The organism is Gordonia sp. BP-119 (assembly GCF_016924115.1).
Taxonomy (GTDB): Bacteria; Actinomycetota; Actinomycetes; order Mycobacteriales; family Mycobacteriaceae; genus Gordonia; species Gordonia hongkongensis.
On record NZ_JAFFZF010000048.1, the window covers coordinates 15,220 to 35,778 of the forward strand.

Annotated in this window: 18 protein-coding genes and 1 pseudogene; 4 read left to right on the plus strand and 15 right to left on the minus strand. The window is 67.8% G+C overall.

What is annotated here, in order from left to right:
* Window positions 1-8 precede the first annotated feature (8 nt).
* Window positions 9-599, minus strand: a complete 591-nt coding sequence (locus JW364_RS20945) for a TetR/AcrR family transcriptional regulator (protein WP_205334236.1) — start codon at window positions 597-599, stop codon at window positions 9-11.
* A gap of 120 nt (window positions 600-719) precedes the next feature.
* On the opposite strand from JW364_RS20945, the gene JW364_RS20950 reads away from it, so the two are divergent.
* Window positions 720-1,958 carry an oxygenase MpaB family protein gene (locus JW364_RS20950; RefSeq protein ID WP_205334224.1) on the plus strand — a complete coding sequence of 413 codons (1,239 nt, stop codon included), beginning with the start codon at window positions 720-722 and terminating at the stop codon, window positions 1,956-1,958.
* On the opposite strand, the gene JW364_RS20955 is transcribed toward JW364_RS20950, so the two are convergent.
* Window positions 1,910-2,545 carry a pyridine nucleotide-disulfide oxidoreductase gene (locus JW364_RS20955; protein ID WP_205334225.1) on the minus strand — a complete coding sequence of 212 codons (636 nt, stop codon included), beginning with the start codon at window positions 2,543-2,545 and terminating at the stop codon, window positions 1,910-1,912. The two genes, JW364_RS20950 and JW364_RS20955, sit on opposite strands and share 49 nt — an antisense overlap.
* Before the next feature lie 176 nt (window positions 2,546-2,721).
* On the opposite strand from JW364_RS20955, the gene JW364_RS20960 reads away from it, so the two are divergent.
* Window positions 2,722-4,215: a cryptochrome/photolyase family protein gene (locus JW364_RS20960; protein ID WP_205334226.1), complete on the plus strand. Its 1,494-nt coding sequence runs from the start codon at window positions 2,722-2,724 to the stop codon at window positions 4,213-4,215.
* Between the two features lie 45 nt (window positions 4,216-4,260).
* Here the strand turns inward: JW364_RS20960 and JW364_RS20965 are convergent, their stop codons facing one another.
* From JW364_RS20965 to JW364_RS21010, 10 genes are all read right to left on the minus strand, one after another.
* On the minus strand, window positions 4,261-4,938 hold the full coding sequence (locus JW364_RS20965; RefSeq protein ID WP_205334227.1) for a TetR/AcrR family transcriptional regulator: 678 nt from the start codon (window positions 4,936-4,938) through the stop codon (window positions 4,261-4,263).
* Window positions 4,939-4,988: 50 nt separating this feature from the next.
* Complete coding sequence (locus JW364_RS20970; protein ID WP_205334228.1) at window positions 4,989-5,780, minus strand: ABC transporter ATP-binding protein; 792 nt, start codon at window positions 5,778-5,780, stop codon at window positions 4,989-4,991.
* Window positions 5,777-6,601, minus strand: a complete 825-nt coding sequence (locus JW364_RS20975) for an ABC transporter ATP-binding protein (protein WP_065630386.1) — start codon at window positions 6,599-6,601, stop codon at window positions 5,777-5,779. Before JW364_RS20975 ends, JW364_RS20970 begins: the two co-directional genes overlap by 4 nt.
* The gene (locus JW364_RS20980; protein WP_165629491.1) at window positions 6,594-8,597 is read right to left on the minus strand and encodes an ABC transporter permease; all 2,004 of its coding nucleotides are present in this window, start codon (window positions 8,595-8,597) and stop codon (window positions 6,594-6,596) included. The genes JW364_RS20975 and JW364_RS20980 overlap by 8 nt, the downstream gene beginning before the upstream one ends.
* Window positions 8,598-8,723: 126 nt before the next feature.
* Entirely contained in the window at window positions 8,724-9,998 is a 1,275-nt protein-coding gene (locus JW364_RS20985) for an ABC transporter substrate-binding protein (protein WP_205334229.1), read from the minus strand.
* A gap of 340 nt (window positions 9,999-10,338) precedes the next feature.
* Window positions 10,339-11,625 carry a phosphatase PAP2 family protein gene (locus JW364_RS20990; protein ID WP_307814817.1) on the minus strand — a complete coding sequence of 429 codons (1,287 nt, stop codon included), beginning with the start codon at window positions 11,623-11,625 and terminating at the stop codon, window positions 10,339-10,341.
* Between the two features lie 53 nt (window positions 11,626-11,678).
* Window positions 11,679-12,323 carry a TetR family transcriptional regulator gene (locus tag JW364_RS20995; protein WP_205334238.1) on the minus strand — a complete coding sequence of 215 codons (645 nt, stop codon included), beginning with the start codon at window positions 12,321-12,323 and terminating at the stop codon, window positions 11,679-11,681.
* Window positions 12,324-12,362: 39 nt separating this feature from the next.
* Window positions 12,363-14,567 (minus strand): MMPL family transporter, encoded by a 2,205-nt coding sequence (locus tag JW364_RS21000; RefSeq protein WP_205334230.1) that lies wholly within the window; start codon window positions 14,565-14,567, stop codon window positions 12,363-12,365.
* Between the two features lie 165 nt (window positions 14,568-14,732).
* A complete protein-coding gene (locus tag JW364_RS21005; RefSeq protein WP_205334231.1) occupies window positions 14,733-15,254 on the minus strand; it encodes a hypothetical protein in 522 nt (173 codons plus the stop codon).
* 99 nt (window positions 15,255-15,353) lie between these two features.
* Entirely contained in the window at window positions 15,354-16,529 is a 1,176-nt protein-coding gene (locus JW364_RS21010) for a DUF418 domain-containing protein (RefSeq protein ID WP_205334232.1), read from the minus strand.
* A gap of 78 nt (window positions 16,530-16,607) precedes the next feature.
* Here JW364_RS21010 and JW364_RS21015 point away from each other — a divergent pair, with 78 nt between their 5' ends.
* The gene (locus JW364_RS21015; RefSeq protein WP_137809677.1) at window positions 16,608-17,216 is read left to right on the plus strand and encodes a TetR/AcrR family transcriptional regulator; all 609 of its coding nucleotides are present in this window, start codon (window positions 16,608-16,610) and stop codon (window positions 17,214-17,216) included.
* A gap of 55 nt (window positions 17,217-17,271) precedes the next feature.
* On the opposite strand, the gene JW364_RS21020 is transcribed toward JW364_RS21015, so the two are convergent.
* On the minus strand, window positions 17,272-17,661 hold the full coding sequence (locus JW364_RS21020; RefSeq protein ID WP_165630777.1) for a DUF5997 family protein: 390 nt from the start codon (window positions 17,659-17,661) through the stop codon (window positions 17,272-17,274).
* A gap of 41 nt (window positions 17,662-17,702) precedes the next feature.
* On the opposite strand from JW364_RS21020, the gene JW364_RS21025 reads away from it, so the two are divergent.
* Complete coding sequence (locus tag JW364_RS21025) at window positions 17,703-18,470, plus strand: LysR family transcriptional regulator substrate-binding protein (RefSeq protein WP_240199410.1); 768 nt, start codon at window positions 17,703-17,705, stop codon at window positions 18,468-18,470.
* Window positions 18,471-18,503: 33 nt separating this feature from the next.
* Here the strand turns inward: JW364_RS21025 and JW364_RS21030 are convergent, their stop codons facing one another.
* Both JW364_RS21030 and JW364_RS21035 read right to left on the minus strand, forming a co-directional pair.
* Entirely contained in the window at window positions 18,504-19,163 is a 660-nt protein-coding gene (locus JW364_RS21030; protein ID WP_205334234.1) for an NAD(P)-binding domain-containing protein, read from the minus strand.
* A 123-nt stretch (window positions 19,164-19,286) separates the two neighbouring features.
* Window positions 19,287-20,432: pseudogene (locus JW364_RS21035) on the minus strand (DASS family sodium-coupled anion symporter); the annotation flags it as partial.
* Window positions 20,433-20,559 lie beyond the last annotated feature (127 nt).

Sequence of the window (20,559 nt, forward strand, 5' to 3'; positions counted from 1 at the left end):
TCGCCGACTCAGCCAGCACTTATCCGACCAGCACTGGCCGACGGCGGTGAGTCGAATGCCGCCAACAACATTCGTGCCGCCATCGCGATGAGCGAGGTCCGGTCGGCGTCGCGGGGTCGTTGCAGGGCTATGCGCAGGCACAGACTCGCGGTCGCACCCATGGTGAGGAACACCAGTTCGTCGATCGCCCGATCGTCGAGGTCGGGCCTCATCCGCGACGGCAGGATCCGCGCCAGCGGGAGGAGCGGTCCCTCGACCTCGGCCCAGGCGTCGCCGAAGCCGTGTTCCCCGATCTCGAGCGAGGCGCGCAGGACCGGCGCATGTGACTCGAATGACGACACGAGGGTCTCGACCACCGTGACCATCGCGGTGTCCGGTTGCTGATCCATCGCCCGGCCGATCCCGCTCGCGAGGGTGGCGGTGATGTCGTGAACGGCGGCGAGGCGCAATTCTTCGACGATCGCGTCCATGTCGGCGAAGTAGCGGTACACCGTCCCGATGCTGACGTGCGCGTGGTCGGCGAGTTCGGCGGTGGTGGGCCGTCGGCCGGGACGACGCTCCAGGAGTGTGAGCGCCGACGTGAGGAGGCGCTGCCTCATCTCACGACTGCGCTGCTGCTTGGGTGCCTTGCGTCGTTGCGATGCGGTGGTTTTGGGAGTTGTCGACGATGCCATCAAAAGTGAATAGTAAGTGAGGATTGCTCGTGTTCTCATGGATCCATGGAACGGAGCGCACCTGCCGACCTCGTGAACACCGACCTCGCCGTGCAGCGGTTCGGGACGGCCGGCCGTCACTGGCTCGATCAGATGTGGATCGCCGACCCGCTCGCCGACGCCGTGGCCGCCGACCGGCAACCCGGTGGCCCGACCACGACAGTGCTGCGGGCGGCGCTGAAGAACGGCATCGACTCGGTCGGCAACGCCACCGACTCGTTGCGCGCGCTCTTCGAGTTCCTCGATGACGAGCCCGACTGGGTCGATCATGATCGGATGAATCGCGCGGCCGACGCGCTGGTCGTCAACACCGCACCGCTGGGCATCGTGCTCGGCGCGGCATCGCTGGTCCGCGGGGCGGGAAACACGATCGCGGGCAAACCACTCGCGGTCACCGGGCGTTACGTGTCCCAGCCGGCGGTGCGGTCGGTGGAGGTCGGTGAATGGCTGGGGCAGGTACTGACGCCCGGCGGAATGCGCCGCGGCGGCGACGGTTTCGCGTACACGGTGCGGGTCCGGATGATCCACGCACATGTCCGTTCCATGCTGCTCGCGCGCGGAGACTGGGACGAGACCGCGTGGGGCGTGCCGATCCCGCAGCCGTACATGGCGTTCACGATCGCTGAGTTCGGGCACATCGCGATCGACGCGATGCACAAGTTGGGGGTGCGGTTCACCGACCGCGAGCTCGACGACATCTATCACCTGTGGCGGTACGTGGGGCATGTGGTCGGGATGAGCCCCGAGCTCAACCCGGTCTGCGAGGCCGACCACGTCCGGATCGAAGAGCTCTATCGGCTGACCTCGCCGGGGCCGGGTCCCGACGACCGGGATTTCGTGGTCGCGTTGACCGACGACTATCTGGTGCCCGAACTGGCCGCGGTGTTCCCGGGGCCGCAGGCCCTGCGACGCCGGCTGGCCACGAAGACCATGCACGGACTGCAGCGGGTGTTCATCGGTGACGCCGACGCCGACGCGCTCGGAATCCCCGACGGCCGGTTCAAACATCTGCTGAGACGGGTCGGACCGGTTCTCGCGGTGGCGGATTCGGCGCAGCGGGTCGGTGGCGCCCGGCGGGTGCGAGCACGCGTCGAGAAATCCTACCGCGCACGGGATGTCGCCATGGCGCGGATGCGGGAGGACTACCGCGTCACCCACGACCTCGTCGACGCGGCGCCCGGCCCGCAGGCCGCCGCTCAGCCGTCGAATCGGCTCGCGGCCGTGACGTCCTCGGTCAGGCAGTAACTGACCGACAGCGGCTGTGTGAAGGCCCATTTCGTCTCGTCCTCGGTGCAGGTGAGGGAGTCTGCGCCGCGGCTGACGGTCTTGGCGAGGATGGTGCTGTCTGCGGGGGAGGCGTTGCACTCGACCTCGCGGTAGTCGGCGAGTTTGCCGCCGCCGATCGGGATCTGGTAGCAGGTGTCGACGGCGAAGTTGGGTGTGAGGCAGAGCTTCTGGTCGCCTTCGCCGAAGGTGAGCGCGGAGGTGTTGGGGGTGCCGCACTCCGCCGACGTGTTGACCTTGTCGGCCGCGTAGAAGGTGAGCCCCTCGGTTCCTTCGCACTCGGCCTTGGTCGCCTCGACCTTGCCTTCGCCGGCTTCGGCACCGATCTGCAGGCACTCGCCCACGTCGATGTCGGAGGCCTCTTCGATCGACTGCGTGCCGACGCTGACGCTGCAGGCCGCCAGCGCGGCGAAGCCCACGCAGGCCGCGATGACCGTGGCACGCCGGCCCAGCTGCCAGAGAGGCCTGTCCACGGACGGCACGTCGCCGCCGGACTCGGCAATCCGATCGTCGGAGGGGTGCGAATAGCTGGCGGTGCTGCGCGACATCGTGGTTCCTATCGTCTGGAGTGGGCGGGTGCCCGGTCTCGGCGGCTCATCGTGGTGTTCGGGTGATGAACGACAGGATGTCGCCGAGCGCTTGGTGCGAACTTGGGGTCGACTTGTCCGGCCCTTGAGGGGGCCGTCCAAGTCGGGAGCGTGAGGCGGCGGCGAGAGGAGAGTTGATGTCAGGTCCGTCCGGCGATGTCGTCCGCGTGGTGCTGCCGCATCAGTTGTTCGAGTCGCACCTCGACGCGGACCCCGGCACCCGCTTCGTCCTCGTCGAACACGATCTGATGTTCCGGCAGTACCGGTTCCACGTGCAGAAACTCGTCCTGCACCGCGCGAGTATGCGCAGGTTCGCGGACCGGCTGCGGGACCGGGGTTTCGAGGTCGACGTGCTCGAGACCGACGCGGAGGAGTCCAGTCACGACCAGGTCGTGGAGTACCTGTCCCGACGGCCCCCGGCGTCGGTTCACCTGTACGATGTCGTCGACGACTGGCTGACGGGCGACCTGCTGGCGGCCTTCCAGCACGCCGGGTGTCCACTGGCGGCCGACGACATCGCCGAGAGTCCGAACTTCCTCACCACCCGTGCGCAGATCCACGAGTTCTTCGCCGGCAAGCGACCGCGGATGCAGCAGTTCTACACCTGGCAGCGACGACGGCTCGGCATCCTCGTCGACGACGACGACGACGGCAAACCGGCGGGCGGTCGGTGGAGCTTCGACACCGAGAACCGGAAAAAACTGCCGAAGAACCGTGAGGTCCCGCAACCGACACCGCCGGCGCGACATCCCGAGGTCGACGCCGCGATCGCCTGGGTGGCCGACGAGTTCCCCGACAACCCGGGCGACGCCGACGGTTTCGCCTGGCCCACCGCCCACGACGAGGCGCGGGCCATGCTCGAGCAGTTCCTGGCTGACCGGTTCGCGGAGTTCGGACCCTACGAGGATGCGATCAGCACCGAGCACCCGTTCGTCTTCCACTCGTTGCTGACGCCCGCACTCAACACCGGGCTCCTGAGCCCGCGAACGGTGCTGAGAAGGGCGCTGGAGGCCGGCGGACGTAACCGCGTCCCGCTGGCCAGCGTCGAAGGGTTCGTGCGGCAGCTGATCGGCTGGCGGGAGTACATGCGAGCGTCGTACGAGACCCGCGGGCGTGCCCTCCGGAGCCGGAATCATCTGGGCCACGATCGGAAACTGTCCGACGGGTGGTGGACCGCCGAGACCGGACTCGAGCCGGTCGATATGGTGATCCGGCGGATCCTCGCCAACGGGTATGCCCACCACATCGAGAGACTGATGGTCCTGGGCAACGCGATGTGCCTGCTCCGCACCGACCCGGAGCAGATCTACGAGTGGTTCATGGAGATGTTCGTCGACGCTTACGACTGGGTGATGGTCCCCAACGTGTACGCGATGAGTCAGTTCGCGGCCGGTGAGGCGATCACCACCAAGCCCTACGTCTCGGGCAGCAACTATTTGAAGAAGATGTCGGACATACCGCCCGGCGACTGGACCGCCGACTGGGACGGGCTGTACTGGACGTTCGTTCGCGACCACCGGGACGTCTTCGAGGCCAACGCGCGGTCGAACTTCCTCGCCCGGGCCTACGACCGGTTGCCCGCGGCGACGAAAGCGGGTCACAGCCGGCGTGCCGGCCGCTGGCTGGGGTGACCGCCCCGGTCCTGAGCGCTTCCGTGTCGACCGCCGGTCACGGGTTCAGCGCCGCCCGAGCGATTCGTCGAGAGCGCGCAGCTGGTCCGCGCGGACGTCGCGGAGCACGGCGAGGGTCGCGGTGATCGCGAGGTCGCAGGCCTCGTCGACGCCGGCGCCGTCGACGATCAGCGCGCGGTGGGCGACGTCGAGGCTCATCCCCAGCAGGAGCGACGCGAGGGTGTCGGCACTGGCCGCGATCCGCGCGCCGCGTTCGGCGTAGTTCTGGCGGAGGCGCGCGGCGATACGGGGTTCGAGCGCGGCGTACAACCGGCGGTCACTGCCACCCTCCCGGTGGCCGATGAGGACACGCAGACCTGCCGGGTGGCGTCGGGCGTAGTCGAACAGGGCCTGCACCGAGTAGCGGGCGCGGGCACCGTACGGCATGTCCTCACTCGCGTCGTACACCTCGAACATGAACGAGGTGAACGTGTCGAGCTCGCGGGTCATCACCCGGTTGACCAGCTCGTCGCGGGACCCGAAGTGTGCGTAGAGGGTGACCCGGGTGGTGCCGCCGCGTTCGGCGATGGCGGTCATCGTGGTGCGCTCGGCACCGACCTCGGCGATGACCGCGCATGCGGCGTCGAGCAACTCGTCGTCGGTGGGCCGGTTGCGCGTGTTGCGTGCCGCTCGTGCGACGCCGGCATCCGTCCGCCCCGGATCGTCTGCGTCCCCGGTGGCCACGTCGTCCCGGTTCCGTTCGTCTCGTCCGTGCGCCTGCAGACCGCGCGGCCCTAGGAGGCGCGGTCCTCGACGGTGCGCCCGAAGTAGGCCGCCTCGACCATGTCCCGTCGGTTACGGAGTTCGCTCGCGGGAGCCGAGAGCGCGACCCGACCGTGATGGAGCACGATGGCGGCGTCGGCGATGCCGAGGGCGAGATCGATGTGCTGTTCGACGAGGACGACAGCCATCTGGTGTTCGTCGGCGATCGACCGGAGCCGGGGCAGCAGGTCTTGGACCGCGACCGGGGACAGGCCCAGGCTCAGCTCGTCGATGAGGAGGACCTTCGGGTCCGCCAGCAGCGCCTTGGCGAGTGCGAGCATCTGCTGTTCGCCGCCGGAGAGGTTGCCGCAGCGTCGGCCCCGCATCGTCTTGAGCTTCGGGAAGTACTGGTAGACGGTGTCGAGGTCGGGCCCGTTACGACGCTTGGCGAGACGGAGATTGTCCGACACCGATAGACGGTGGAAGACGCCCCGGGTGTCGGGGACCAGGGTGATCCCGCGCCGCGCGTTGCGTTCGATGCGACGGTCGATGGGGTCGCCGAGGGCGGTCACCGTGCCCGACATCAGTCCGAGGGCACCGACCGCGGCGAGCAGACTCGTCGTCTTGCCCGCCCCGTTCGGACCGAGCAGCGCGAGGATCTCGCCGGGACGCACGGCGGCGCTGAGACCGCGGACGGCGGGAACCCCGCCGTAACCGACGGTGACGTCGTCGATCGTCAACACCGGTGTCGTCGAATCCGGTGTCGTCGAATCCGGTGTGGTCGGGTCCGGTGTCGCCTGGCCGGGGGCGGCGTGCGCGCTCATCGCGTTTCCTTCGGGTCGTGTCCGGTCGGGGCGGCGTCCGGGTCCACCTCGGGACTTCCGAGGTAGGCCGAGATGACCGCGGGATCGTCCTGGATGGCGGCCGGGGGCCCGCTGGCGATCACCCGGCCGAAGTCGAGCACGTACAGCCGGTCGCACACGTCGAGGACGAGTGACATGTCGTGGTCGATGAGCAGGATGCCGATACCGGTCGCCGCGATCCGCCGGAGTTCGGTCCCGAAGTCGCGGCTCTCGTGGGTGTCGAGTCCGGCGGCCGGCTCGTCCAGCAGGACGAGTTGCGTCCCGCCGACCAACGCCCGCGCGACACCGACGAGCTTCTGTTGTCCCAGGGTCAGCTCGCCGGGGAACTGGTCGGCGGCATCGGCCAGGCCGACGAGTTCGAGTGCCGACGAGATCACATCGGCGGGCGGACGGGAACCGTTGAGGACGTCGGCGAGCATGGCCCGCAGGCCGACCGGCTGGACCGCCACGGCCAGGTTCTGCTCGACGGTGAGGTCGGTGAACAGTTCGCCCGCCTGCCACGTCCGGGCCATGCCGGCCCGGCGGCGACGATGGGGGCTCGCCTTGTCCAGTCTCTCCCCGCGCAACGACACCGTGCCGGTGGCCTTGGTGAATCCGGTGACCGCGTCGACGAAGGTGGTCTTGCCCGCGCCGTTGGGTCCGATCAGTCCGACGATCTCGCCCGCCGAGACCGAGATGTCGATGTCGGAGTTGGCGCTGACGCCGCCGTACCGGACCGACAGCCCGCCCGTCTCGAGGAGTGTCGTCGACGTGGCCGGCTTCTCGAGTGTCGACTCAGACATGTGCACCCTCCTGTGCGTTCTGTGCCGCGCCGGGCGCTTCCGGACGGGGGGACGGTGTGTGCCGGTGGGCGCGCAGCTTCTCGCCGAGTTCCGACATGGCCCCCGCGACGCCGACGGGGTTCAGCACCGCCATCAGCAGGAGGCTGCCGGCGGCGAAGAGCTCGTAGTACTCACCGAGAGCGAGGGTTTGGTTGAGGAACACGTAACCCACGCCCAGCGGTCCGATGATGCCGGCGAGGACCGCACCGGCGAACGACGTGATGCCGCCGACGTAGGTCATCGCGAGCAGCGTCAGCCCGATCATCACCGTGAACGAGCCGGCCGACAGCTGTCCGCGGCTGTAACCGATGAGGCAACCGCCGATGCCGGCCAGGAACGCCGACAGCGCGAAGCCGAGCAATTTGGTTGCGGCGACGTTGATCCCGACCGACGACGCGGCGCGCTCGTTGGAGCGGACGGCCAGGAAGGCCCGGCCGGTCGAGCCGCCCATGAAGCGCAACACCACGAGGGTCGCGATCGCGACGACGATCAGGACCATCAGCGAGAACCGGATCGTGACCAGGTTGGTGCCGTCGCGGACCCCGAGGTCGAGGCCGAAGATCGTCGGGTCCGCGATGAGGTTGCCCTCGAAGGACGTGATCGCCGGGTTGTTGAAGACGAAGCTCTGGATGGCCAAGGCGGCAGCCAATGTCACGACGGCCAGCTGGGCGCCGCGGATCCGGAGTGCGGGCACGCCCACCAGGACACCGAGGCCGGTCGCGATCAGGGCGGCGAAGATCATGCTGAACGGGAACGGCACATCCCAGTTGGTCGTCAGCTTCGACAGGGCGAACCCGGCCGCGCCGGCAAAGGCCATGCTGGCCAGCGAGATCTGGCCGAGGTAACCGGTGAGCAGGACCAGCGACAGTGCGATGAGGCTGAGGATCACCGAGGTGACGACGCCGAACCGCCAGCTGCCGGATGTGAGGAGGATCGCGACGACGACCACCGCGATGCAGACGACCGTCGGGATCAGCCGGATGCGGGGGATCCGGACCGCGGGCATGCGCACCTCACCGAGCGAACCGCGCGACGGGATACGACCGCCGAGCAGGAAGAGAGCGATGACGACGATGACGAACGGAACGGCGTCACCGAGGCCGGCCTGCGCCCATTCCGGCCACCAGTCCTTGGTGGTGAGCCACGTGATGGTGGATTGGAATGCGCCGAGGACAAGACCTGCGGCACAGGCGATCCCGAATGAGGTGAGCCGGCCGACGAGGGCGACGGCCAGGGCCGGGATGACGAAGAAGGTGTAGCTGGTCTCGGTGAGTCCGATGGTGTAGGACGCGAGGACGACGATGAGACCGGTTGCCGCACCGGTGAGTGCCCACACGATCGCCGCGAGGCGGTCCGGGGAGTAGCCCGACAGCCGAGCGGCGAGTTCGTCTTCGGAGCCCGCGCGGGTGGCGACGCCCAGGGTGGTGAGCCGGAAGTAGGCCCACAGCACCAGTGAGATGGCGATGGCGACGCCGGCCAGGATCAGGTCCGAGACGTTGACGACCGCGCCGGCGATGTCGACGGTGTCCTCCGGCAGGATGGCCTCGGCGAAGAGGTTCTCGGTCTCGAAGCGGAGATGGACGAGCGCCTGGATGAAGAGCATGAGTCCCACCGAGGCGACGACCTGGGCGAGCACCGGGGCCGAGCGAAGCGGCCGGAAGATGAGTACGTGTGCGAGCAGGGCCCAGACGACTGCGCTGAGCACGCCGAGGACCAGTGCCAACTCCATCGAGGTGGGGTCGGACTCACTCCCGAGTTTCAGTGTGCCGATGGGCAGGACGAGACTGCCGTCGGTGCGCAGTGCGGCGACGAGATAGACCGAGTAGAGGCCGATGGCGCCCTGCGCGAAGTTGATGATGCCGGTGGCGGCATAGATGCCCACGAGGGACGACGCGAGCACCGAATAGATGGCACCGGCGGATAGTCCGAGGAAGACGAACTGGAGGAACTGGCCCATGTGGCGTACTCATTCGTTCGGCGCGTACGGATCTCACGCGCGTGTGAGGATGCGGAGCGTTCGGATCGGGGAGCAGAGCCGGGTGTGGCGGGGTGGGTGACCACCCCGCCACACCAGCGACCCGTGTCAGTAAGCGCCCGGGATGCGCTGCAGCGCAGCCGGAAGCGGGGTGATGAAGCCGCCGGTGGCGGGTTCGGTCTTCTTCTCGGCGACGACGTCGAACAGCAGCATCTCGGTGGTGCAGTTCGGTGTGGTCGGCTTACCGCAGTTGAGCTTCGGGCCGATGAAGGACTGGTAGTCCGTGACTGCCTTGAGCGCACCGAGCACGTTCGGGCCGGTGAAATCGGTGACCTTGGCGTTGTTGAGCGTGATCGCGAAGTCGGCAAGGGTCGCGAAGGTGCCGTAGGCGTAGAAACCGCCGGTGCCACCCTGCTCGTCGATGAACTTCTGGGCGATCCCGAGATTCGCCTTGGCCGGCTCCGGTGCGGAGTCCATGGCCGGGGGCTGCCAGATCGGTGAGTAGGTCTGTGCGCCAACCGCTTGCGCGCCCATGGTGTCGATGAAGTCGGTGCAGGCCGCCATGAACATGGTGCCCTCGTAGTTCACCGACCGCAGCGACTGCGCGAGCTTGGTGCACACGTTGTCGTTCTGTGAGGTCATCAGGCCGGCCGCGGCGGGGTTGCCCTGGGCCAGGGTGGTGGCCAGCGAGGTGAAGTTCGGGCCGGTCGGCGGGTAGTAGACCGACTTGACGTCGATGCCGAGCTGGGCGCCGAGCGGCTTCATCAAACCGTCGAACACCTGATGTGCCTGTGGGAGATCGGCATTCGCCAGCGTCAACGAATTCTTGTTCGCGGCCTTGAGCTGCTGCATGAAACCGACGAGGAACGCGGCGGGTGGCGGACCGAAGTACACGCGGTTCTCCGCCGAGGCGCCGGTTGAGGTGTTGAACGGGATCTGGCCGACCAACGGGATGCCGGCCGAGGTGAGAATCGGCACCGCGGAGGCGGATTCGGCATTGTAGCCGTCGATCGCGGCGACCACGCCGGCCTCGACGAACTGGTTGGCGCACGACACCGTCGATTCCGGTGCGGTCTGGTCGATTCCGCAGTCGACGATCTCGACGGGCCGGCCCCCGATGCCGCCGATCTGGTTGTTGATGTAGTCCAGGGCGGCGTCCTTGCCGGTGGTCACGCCACCCTGGGTGGCGGGGCCCTTGGTGGGGTTGAACAACCCCACCTTGATCGCCTCGCCCGACGCCTTGGTGCCGCTGGCATCCGCGGCGGAGCCGTCCGACGATCCGCCGTCGTCGCTGCTGCACGACACGACCGAGAAGATGCACGCCGCGGCGACGGCGACTGCCGCCAACCGTCCGGCTCTCCTGCGTGAATTCGACCAACGCATGTTTCGACTGCCTTTCCCGATGATCTCCGGGCACGACGGAACCGCCCTGCGAGAGGGCACGGCGACATCGCCCCGGCGGGGCTTAGAAGGATTGAGTTCATCGACCCAGCGCTGTGTCTGGGTCCGCGATTCCGGCACCGTCCGCCCTGGTCACGGCGGTGAGTCCACGTCGGATGTGATGTGGGCCACTCGAAAAGTAGCCATACCCTTACGCCGGTGTCAAGCTGTTCGGCGAAACTGGACACACAGAGGACCACATGGCACGACACTGCCCGTCACGAACGAGTTCGCAACGGGCAGTGGGACAAACGATTCAGTTACCGGCAGGTCAGGGCGGTCCTCAGTGGACGGTCACCCGACCGTCGCGGCCGACCGTGACGTCGGCGGTGTAAGCACGGACGAGGTCCAGGCGCTGCCAGGAGGCGCGGCCGGGACGCTGGTCGTCGAGCGGGTATCCCGCGGGCGACGCGGTCTGTTCCAGGACCTGACGCCGCTGCTCGTCGGTGAGTTGCGGGTACGCCCCGGCGATCAGTTCGACGGCCTGTCGGGGCACCACCATCGGATGTGTCGGCGACGAGACGCGTCCGAATCCGTAGGTCATGCGCTGGGCGTAGATCGTCTGGGCCGCGGCGTCGGTGGCGTAGGGCGTGTCACGCGCGATGCACACCGAGAGGGCTGCGCCGCAACGCCATTCGAGTTCCTTGCGGATCTCGGTGGCAGACGCGGCGAGGAGCCGGCGGAACTGCGGGTCGTTCCAGCGATCGGCGGCGGCGGCCTGCCCGACGATCGCTCCACCGATCACGTCGAGCGGGTAGTGCACGCCCAGCACGATGCGGTGATATCCACCCTCCGAGGCACGGGCGAGGAACTGCGGCGCGAGTTCCGGGAGCATCGATGCGAACAGGGTGCCCCGCCAGAAGAACAGGCTGGTGTGGCCGGACGGGAACGACGGGTTGCTGCCCAGCGCGTCGTACTCGCTGGCTCCGGCGCGCATGTACTTGCGGATCCGCTCGGGTGCGACGATGAACGGCCGCTCGTACCCGAACACGTACTTCTCGACGAGCGTCGCGTTCGCGAGCCCACCGGCGCGGGCGAGGTAGTCGCTGAAGAGGGCCGTGGTCTTCGGGAGGCGATCGGCGGCGAGGGCGTTCCGGAAATCCCGTCCGAGCCGGTCGCCGAAGGCATCGGACATCGTCCAGAGCGGATCGTCGTGTGCGTCGGCGAGTGCCCGGCGCTGCAGTCCCGGTTTGCCGGCCGCCGACTGGTTGATCGCGACGGCCGTCTCGAGATTGCGGGCCATCACCTCGGGGTGATCGCGGCGCAGGGCGGTGAAGGTCTCGACCGGTTGCAGGTACACGCCGCCCGGATACGACGAGATGTCCGAGGCGTAGAGCCGGGCGATGTCGGTCACCGGGAACGGCGCCGGGGTCGGCTTGGCCGGCGCGGCCTGGGCCGATGCCGCGAGCGAGACGGTGGCCGCGATGGCCGCGACTGTACTGACCCATGAAACGACGAACCGCGTCCAGCGGACCGGTCCCCCTGCTGCCTGAGCCGGCGACGAGCGCAGCGAGGAGCCGTGTCGAAGGCCCGGCATCGGTCGCGGTCGGGCAGCGTTGTCCGAGATCACGCTCTGAATCCTAGAGGGAATGTTCGCGGGGCGAATGGCCGGACAACCACTGTTCATCCGACCGGCAACCCCTGCTCGAGGAGATCGATCGCGCGCAGCGTCGTCTCGAGCTGGGGCATCTCCCGGTTGTCGTCGAACTCGGTGGCCAGGTGGAAGGTCACCCCGGCCACCGCGTCGAGGAACACCTTGAGCCGGAAGTCGTCGGGTGCGATCCGTAAGTAGTCGGCGATGAGCTGGGTCATGTCCGAGATCATGCGCTCGGACTCGACCTGAAAGGTCTTCTGCAGCAACGGCTCGGTGCGGATCAGTTGCATGCGGAGCGGATTGCCGACCCAGGGGTCGTCGACCGTCAGGCGGTGCAGCTCGGTCATCAGGCGCCGGATGAGGTCGAAGTGGCTGAGCCCGGGCGGCATGGACTCGACGATCGCGTGCGCCTCGGCATGCAGGTGCTCGTCTCCGACGACCACCTGTTCCTTCGACGGGAAGTAGCGGAAGAACGTCGTGTGTGAGACGCCGGCGGCCTCGGCGATCTGCTCGACGGTGGTCTTGGCGTACCCCTGCTCGGCGATCAGGGTGATCGCCGCCTGCCGGATGGCGTTGCGGGTGCGCAGTTTGTTCTGTTCACGCAGGCCCATCCGACGCCCCGGCGCGGGTTCCGGGGCGTCGGAGGTGGCGTGCACCGTCAGGCAATCGCCCATGCTGTGCTCACTCATCGTGGAAAGGGACTGTGCAACTCGTCAATTCGCCGGGACCGGGGACCTGGTGTCGTCCGGTTCCTCGAGCCCACGATGGCGGACTGCTTCGCCCTCGATGTCGAAGTTGATCACGAAGCGGTCGAGCCAGCGCGGGAGGCCCCAGGCCCGGTCGCCGAGCAACGCGATCGCCGCGGGTACGACCAGCATGCGGATCACGAAGGCGTCGAAGAACACTGCCGCGGCCAGCGCGAAACCCATCATCTTGGCGGTCGTCTCCGGGGAGAGCATGAACGCCGCGAAGACGCTGATCATGATGATCGCCGCCGACGTGACCACCCGGGCTCCGTGCCGGTAACCGGCGACGATCGCCTCCTTGGCCGACAAGCCGTGCATGAACTCCTCGCGCATTCGGGTCACCAGGAACACCTGGTAGTCCATCGCGAGCCCGAACACCACGCCGATGAGGAAGATCGGCAGGAAGGAGATGATCGGCTGCGTGTGGGCGATCAATCCCAGCCAGCCCTCCTGGAAGATCGCCACGGTGACGCCGAAGGTCGCCAGGACCGAGAAGACGAATCCGAGGGTGCCGATGAGCGGGACCCAGAGCGACCGGAAGACGCCGATCATGATCAGGAATGCGAGACCGACGACCACGACCAGGTAGGGGATGAGTGCATCGTCGAGTTTCTGGGAGAGATCGGACATGATGGCTGTCTGACCGCCGACGTGGAGTTCGGCGCCACGGTTCTCGACCGTTGGTGCGAAGGCGCGGATCTGCTCCATGAGGTCGTGTGTGGCGGCTGACGACGGCGCGCTCTCCGGGGTGACCATGATCAGCGCGGTGTCGCCTGCTCGGTTGCCCGTCCAGGTGAGCCCCTCGGGGTTGGCGACATCACTCAGGGTTGCGATGTGCCGTACGGTCTCCTCGGCCGGGGCGTTGATCGCGCCGTCCTCGTCGTGCACGACGACGAGCAGTGGGCCGTTGATGCCCTCACCGAAACCGCGGCTCAGCAGTTCCTGCGCGGGTGCTTCGGCTTCGCTGGACAGCGACAGACCGAGTTCCAGCTTGGTGGCCGGGATGGCCGCGGCCGCAAGCGCCAGCAGGCCGATCACGATGAACGGGATGGGCCATTTGACGACGGTGCGCCCGACTTTGACACCCAGAGTGTCGTCCTCGGATTCCACGGCGTGCTTGATCCAGGGGATTCGAGGTAGGAAGGCGAACCGCCCGAACGCACCGAGGATGGCTGGGATGAGGGTCAGAGCAGCCAGCACCGCGATGAACACGGCGACGCCGGCACCCGCGCCCATCTGAGTGATGATCGGGATGCCGATCACCATGAGGGCCACCACCGCGACGATCACGGTGAGGCCGGCGAAAACCACCGCCGACCCGGCTGTGCCGACGGCTCGGCCGATGGCGTCTGATGGCGCGCCGCCGCGGAGGAGTTCCGCACGGTACCGGGACACGATGAACAGCGCGTAGTCGATGAAGACGGCGATGCCGAGCATCGTGACGATGGCGGTGGCGGACTCGTTGATCGACAGAGCCTCGGCCGACAGCGTGAGCAGCAGGATGGTGATGCCGACACTGACGATCGCGGTGACGAGAGGAATGAAGGCGGCGATGAGGGCTCCGAACGCCACGATCATCACGACGAAGGCGACGGCGAAACCGAGCAGTTCGGCCGTGCCGCCGGCTTCCATCACCTGCATCAGCGACCCGGTTGCCTCCACCTGCAGGCCGTCGACGGAGAACTCGTCCAGGATCGAGACGAGTTCTTCCTTGTTCTCGACGGTGAGGTCGAGGATCGGGATGTCCTGGCGCACCTGGATGAGGCCGACCCGACCGTTGTCGCCGACGACCTGCGCAGCGAGTGCTGGATCAGCGGCCGCAACCGTCAGCGGGTTGACGACGGTCTGCGGCTCGATCACGTCGGGGAGTCCGCGGAGGGCCGCGGCGAGCTCGTTCAGCTGCGCGGTGTGGTTCTGCAGCCCGTCCTCGGCAGCGACGAGGATGCTCGTGGACGCCTGTTCCTGCTGGGCCATGACCTGTGGGAAGTACTGCTCGACCTGTTCGGTGGCAACCCCCGAGTCGGTGCCGGGAAGGCTGAAGTCCTGCGCGAACTTGGGCTGGAGTGCGCCGACCAGTCCGGCGACCGCGATGAGCGCAGCCAGCCAGGCCGCGATCACCGACCATTTGTGGCGAAAGCAGAAGCTTCCGAGCTTGAACAGAAACGACGCCATGCGTGGACCCCTCTGGTGCTGCGGAAGACCGGTCCCCGAAGGTCCCGGCGCAGATGACGAGAGAAATGGTACCTACTAACACTCGGGACCGAGTACCACTTTTCGGAGCGGGCTCCGTCACACCGCGCCGGCGGTGTGGCCGGCATCGCTTGCGAGAGGGTCTCGTCAGCGGGCGTTCGGCGGCGTCTGGTGTCCGCGGGGATCGGCGTCCGGGCGGTGACGCGGATCGATCGGGTTGTTCGATGGCTGACCGGCGTGCCGGCCTGCGACGTTCGGGTCGTCCCGCCCGTCCGCACCACGTCCGTGGGCGCCCCGTCCCTCGGTGTCCCGTCCATCCGCGTTCCGTCGGACATCGGGGTCGAGACGATCCGCACGGGCGAACTCGCTCTCGACCTCGTGCCGCGACTCGGCCGCGTGTCCCTGGTGGTGGCGTGCCTGTTCCTGCAGCCGCTTGGCCTCTGCAGCCTTCGCATCGGCTTCGGCCTGCGCTTTCCGTGCCCGGGCATCGGCCTCCTCGGCGACGGCCTCGCGGTGGCGGACGGTCGAGACCTGTTGCGTGGCGTTCTGCCTGATCTCCTCGGCTTGAACCCGTCGGCGTGCCTTTCGCTGACGAAGCAGCAGCAACACGAGCGCAAGAATGACGATCACGACGACGACGGCGATGATGATCCAGATGGCGGTGTCCACGACTCACTCCTCGGTCGGATGATGGTGCGCGTCGGGTACCCCGCGGCGGGGATGGCTAACCCATCCCGGTCAGCTCGCTGACCTGCGGTCGAGCAGCCGTCACCGCGGGTTGTCCACTCGTTCGGGTGACAGTCGCCGGTCGGCGGAAGCGGTGATGCGGTCGTAGCTTCGGTGCCACAGCCATTCGAGAGGGCCCCGCTCGAATCGGCTGAGCCAGAAGCGGGAGAACAGCATGAGCACCACGGCGATGCCGAGGTACAGCGACACCGTGGCGGGGACCAGCGTCGAGCCGTCGAGATGGTGCGCGAGCCCCAGGCCCCAGCCGTAACAGGCGGCACCCGCGATCGCGTTCTGTAACACATAGCAGGACAACGCCATTCGACCGACCGGTGTCAGCGCGCGGCCGCACCGCCCGGGAGTGCGGCCGTCGGCGTAGTACCCGGCGACCCATGCGAGCAACCCCAGTGCGACGACCGGCGCCAACCCGTACCGCCCCACGACGAGTCCGGCATCGCCACCGGCCAGTCCGACGGCAAAGTCGAGAGGTAGGGCGATCCCCAGCCCGACGGCCATCAGGCGTCGCCGAAGCCGGGCGCCGCGCGGTTCCAGGACGCCGGCGCGCAGCAGGGCCGCGCCGATGAGGAAGAGCGCGATCGACATCGGCAGGATGAAGAGGACCTCGGCACGGAACATCAGGAAGTTCTCGGCGCGAAAAGCGACGAGGTCGACGAAACTGCCACTCGCGTAGGGGTTCGGGGACAGCGCGGCACCCGGACCCGATGTAGCGGGCGCGGCGAGAAGGGCCCAGCTCACCAGGCCCAGCAGCGCCAGATGCGTCGACGCAGCGATCGCGATCGCGACGTACTGGCGCCGCAGCCGCATCGACAGCAGGTAGGCGACGATGAGTCCGGTGACCGCGTAACCCATGAGGACGTCGAACTCGGTGAAGAGGAAGTAGTTGATCACGCCGTCGACGAACAGCAGCGCGGCTCGCCAGTAGTACCGTCCCGGCCAGGTCCGGCCTCGTCGAACAGCCGACCGCTGCTGGATGGCCAGCCCGATTCCGAACATGATCGTGAGCAGACCGAGGAATTTGCCCTGGGCGAGCTGCTGCAGGACGTCCTCGGCCACCGCCCAGGAGCCGGTGGCCCGATAGGCGCCCTGGATGTAGCCGATCAGCCCCTCCGCGTTGGTGAAGATCCAGATGTTGGTGGCGAGGGTGCCCAGAATCGCGATGCCGCGCAGGACGTCCAGCGCCGCGTGTCGGGTCGCCATCGGTTCTCCGTTCTTTGCTGACACAACCGTGCTATCAAAACCGGCGCCAACGTAGCACGGGTGTACTACCATGAGTCAATGCCCAAGTTGATCGACCGGGACGGGCGACGCGCCGAGATAGCCGAGGCCCTGTGGCGAATCGTGTTGCGCGAAGGCGCATCCGGAGTATCGGTCCGCGAGGTGGCGGCGGAAGCGAACATCTCGGTCGGCTCGCTCCGCCACGTCTTCGCGGACAAGGAGGAGCTGCTCGAGTTCTCGATGCGGCTGATCTACGAGCGGGTGGCGGTTCGCATCCGTCGGCACGACCGGATTCGCAACCCGCTGCGCTGGGCCGAGGCCGTGTTGTCCGAGGTCCTACCGCTGGACGACGAGCGGCGCGTCGAGATGCACGTCAACCTCGCGATGGTGACCGAGTCGGTGGCACATCCCGGTCTCGCAGATGCTGCGCGTGAGGCCCACGACGGTTTGCGTTCGCTCTGTCGGACGGTGCTGGGCGTCCTCGACGAGCACGGGCTGATCGGCGCCGGCCGCGATCTCGACTCTCATGCGGTCGCGGTACACGCCCTCGTCGACGGTCTGGCGATGCACCTGCTCCTCGCCGACACGGATTCGCCGGCCCGCGCGCAGCGCGTGCTCCGGGAGCATTTGACAGGGCTGGCGGTCGAGATCCGAGAGACGTTGCAGTGAAGCGATAGTCGCTGTCGGGCGGATACTGTTGTGCTGCTGCGGACCGATCGGAGGACTAACTCTCCGGGGCCGTGTCACCCTCTTCGCGGGCGCGTCGTCGGTCGGCATGCAGCGACTTGACGCGCCGCTCCTCGCGACGGACCTCGATCTGGGTGGCGCGTTCGGCGGCCAGCCAATCCGGCATCTCGGCGAGGAGGTCGTCGATCTGCGCCGTCGTGAGTGCCTCGGTGATGCCGCCGCGAACCAGGCCCGAGTTCGAGATGCCGAGTTTCGCCGCGACCAGATTCTTCGGGTGCGGGCCGTCGGCGCGAAGCGTGCGGAGCCATTCCGGCGGGTCGGTCTGGAGGGCGGCGAGTTCGGCCCGGGTGATCGGGCCCTGCTGGAACTCCGCAGGAGTGGCCGGCAGGTACACGTCCAGCTTTTTGGCGGCGGTGGCCGGCTTCATCGACTGCGAGCTCATTCGACGAGGGTATCGGGCGGTAGCCTTTGGGCGTGACCACACCCGACGTTCACGCAGCGGGCGAGGCCCCTGTCTTCCGGCTGGCATACGTTCCGGGGGTCACGCCGAGCAAGTGGGTCAGGATCTGGGCCGAGCGGCGTCCCGACGTCTCGCTGGAACTCATCGCCCTCGACGTCGCGGTCTGTGCCGAGGCGGTCGGGGAGCGGCGCGTCGACATGGCGATCACCAGATTGCCCGATGCCCTGCGGTCCGGCGATGCGCGGGAACATCACACGATCGACCTGTACGAGGAGACGACGGTCGTCGTCGTGCCGAAGGACCACGCCCTGACCGCCGGCGACGAGATGACCCTGGCCGATCTGACCGACGAGCAGTTGCTGTGGCCGCTGGACGAGCCGTTGACAGTATCCGAACGCCCGGGTGCGGCGGTGGATCATCGGCCCGAGACCACCGGTGACGCAGTCGAACTCGTCGCGGCCGGCGTCGGCGTACTGCTCGTGCCGCAGTCGCTGGCGCGCCTGCATCACCGCAAGGACCTGGTGTATCGGCCGGTCACCGACGCCCCGACCGGGTCCGTCGGACTCCTCTGGCCTGCTCCCACAACTCAATTGGCCGATGAGTTCATCGGCATCGTGCGCGGCCGCAAGGCGACGTCGTCGCGGGGGCGGACCGACGAGGCGCCCAAACGGTCGGCGAAGGAGAAGGCGGCGGCGAAGAGGGCGGCACGCGAGGCGGCCGGGAAGGTCCCCGGCAAGAGTGCGCGACGCGGGCCCGGACGTCCGAAGCGTCGCTGATTCCCGCTGTGGCGTGCCGCCCCTGTCAGTGCGTCAGGCGCGCCACTCAGCGGTGCGTTCCGGCAACGCATCGGCAAGCGCCTTGAGGGTGTCGTCGGCGCCGAAATCCTTGCCGTACACCGGCGTTCCCGGCTGTTGCCGCCACGACTCGGCGAGCGGTCCGGCGTCGACCGGGTCGAACCCGAGTTCGTCGACCACGCGGAACACGATCTCCTTGCCGGCCGGATCATCGCCGGCGATCGGCAGCGCGATGCGGCCCTCTGTGCCCGCGGGTACGCCCTTGTTCAGCAGGTGCTTCCAGTAGATACCGTTGAACACCTTGTACACCGGGACGCCGAGCAGTTCCGACACCCAGACGCTCTCGGGGGTACCGTTCTCGATCGCCTCGATCTTGCCGTCGCGCTGCTGGGGGTAGTAGTTGTTCGTCTCGATCACCGGGGCGTCGGCCTTGCGGGCGTCGAGGATGCCCGGCGCGAGGTCGGGGGTGTTCTTCTGCGGGATGCTGACGATCACCAGGTCGGCGTCCTTCGCGGCGTCGGCGGCCCATACCGCGGTGGCGCCGGTCTCGGAGGCCAGTTCGGCCAGCGTCTCCGGGTCGCGCGAGTTCGCCACCCGCACCTCGTGTCCCAACGATGTCAGACGACGCGTGAGCGTCCCGCCGATGAATCCCGCTCCGATGATCCCGATCTTCACAACTGCACCTCTTTGTTCGACGACGTTGTTGACCCTTCGCGCAACGGATCCGTCGGTTCGGTGCATTCCCGTGGTCGGCGGGAGGGTGACGAGCGACTCGACCGGGCCCGGTCGAGTCGTGGGTCAGTACGCGATGCCGAGAGACCAGGCGAACACCGTGTAGGCGGCGAGGGTGATGAGCACGATCCCGATGAGGTTGAGCCAGAGCCCGCCACGGATCATCTGGCCGATGGTGACGTACCCGCTGGCGTAGGCCACCGCGTTCGGTGGGGTCGCCACCGGGAGCATGAATGCGCAGGTCGCGGCGAGGGCGACGGGGATCGTGAGCACCAGAGGGTCGAGGCCCATTCCCATGGCCACGCCTCCGGCGACCGGGAGAAAGGTTGCCGCTGTCGCGGTGTTGCTCGTGATCTCGGTGAGGAAGATGATCGCGGTCGCCGCGATGACCACCAGCACGATGACCGGGATCGTGTCGAGCCCGGCGGCCACGTCGCCGATCCAGGCGGTCAGTCCGCTGGACTCGAACTGCTGGGACAAGGCGAGGCCGCCGCCGAACAACAGCAGCACGCCCCATGGCAGTTTGATCGCGGTCTCCCAGTCGAGCAGGCGCACACCGGGTTTGGAGCCGCTGGGCAACAGGAACAGGAGAACGGCGGCGGTCATCGCGATGCCGGTGTCGGAGATCGGCGGGTTCTCGTCCCAGATCAGCGGGACCGCGATCCACGCCAGTGCGGTGAGGCCGAAGATCGCGGCGACCCGGATCTCGCCCTGCGACATCGAGCCGAGGGCGTCGAGCTGATCGCGGATGATGCGCCGGCCGCCGGGGATGTCGTCGATCTCCGGCTTGAACAGGACGTGAGTGAGCAGGAACCACGCGATGGCCAGGAAGATCACGGCGAGCGGGACGCCGGCGATCATCCACTCCAGGAACCCGATGTCGATGCCTTCACCCTCGAGGTATCCGACCAGGAGGGTGTTGGGCGGGGTGCCGATGATCGTGCCCAACGATCCGATCGATGCGGCGTAGGCGATGCCGAGCATCAGTGCCGTGCCGAAGTTGCTCTTGATGACCGCCTGGGTGAGGGTCTCACCGTCCACCGGTTCGTCGGTGCCGGTGGCCTTCGGCGCGGGGGCGTCGGTGCCCGATTCCTTGCCGAGGTCGAGCACCAGCGCCAGGACCGACACGCCGATCGGGATCATCATCACGGCGGTTGCGGTGTTGGACACCCACATCGAGAGGAATCCGGTGGCGATCATGAAGCCGGCGATTGAGCCTCCCCAGTTTGAGTGGACACCGAGATAGTGGGGCCAGGGGTCCTGCTGGAAGGATGTCGACATGTCCAGGAGGCGGTCGTTTACGCCGGAGTACAAGGCTCAGGCTGCTCGTCGGGTGATT

Coding starts and splice junctions, on each gene's coding strand:
- JW364_RS20945 (WP_205334236.1), bottom strand. CDS start 599: ATGAGGCAGCGCCTCCTCACGTCGGCGCTCACACTCCTGGAGCGTCGT.
- JW364_RS20950 (WP_205334224.1), top strand. CDS start 720: ATGGAACGGAGCGCACCTGCCGACCTCGTGAACACCGACCTCGCCGTG.
- JW364_RS20955 (WP_205334225.1), bottom strand. CDS start 2,545: ATGTCGCGCAGCACCGCCAGCTATTCGCACCCCTCCGACGATCGGATT.
- JW364_RS20960 (WP_205334226.1), top strand. CDS start 2,722: ATGTCAGGTCCGTCCGGCGATGTCGTCCGCGTGGTGCTGCCGCATCAG.
- JW364_RS20970 (WP_205334228.1), bottom strand. CDS start 5,780: ATGAGCGCGCACGCCGCCCCCGGCCAGGCGACACCGGACCCGACCACA.
- JW364_RS20975 (WP_065630386.1), bottom strand. CDS start 6,601: ATGTCTGAGTCGACACTCGAGAAGCCGGCCACGTCGACGACACTCCTC.
- JW364_RS20980 (WP_165629491.1), bottom strand. CDS start 8,597: ATGGGCCAGTTCCTCCAGTTCGTCTTCCTCGGACTATCCGCCGGTGCC.
- JW364_RS20985 (WP_205334229.1), bottom strand. CDS start 9,998: ATGCGTTGGTCGAATTCACGCAGGAGAGCCGGACGGTTGGCGGCAGTC.
- JW364_RS20995 (WP_205334238.1), bottom strand. CDS start 12,323: ATGGGCGATTGCCTGACGGTGCACGCCACCTCCGACGCCCCGGAACCC.
- JW364_RS21000 (WP_205334230.1), bottom strand. CDS start 14,567: ATGGCGTCGTTTCTGTTCAAGCTCGGAAGCTTCTGCTTTCGCCACAAA.
- JW364_RS21010 (WP_205334232.1), bottom strand. CDS start 16,529: ATGGCGACCCGACACGCGGCGCTGGACGTCCTGCGCGGCATCGCGATT.
- JW364_RS21015 (WP_137809677.1), top strand. CDS start 16,608: ATGCCCAAGTTGATCGACCGGGACGGGCGACGCGCCGAGATAGCCGAG.
- JW364_RS21020 (WP_165630777.1), bottom strand. CDS start 17,661: ATGAAGCCGGCCACCGCCGCCAAAAAGCTGGACGTGTACCTGCCGGCC.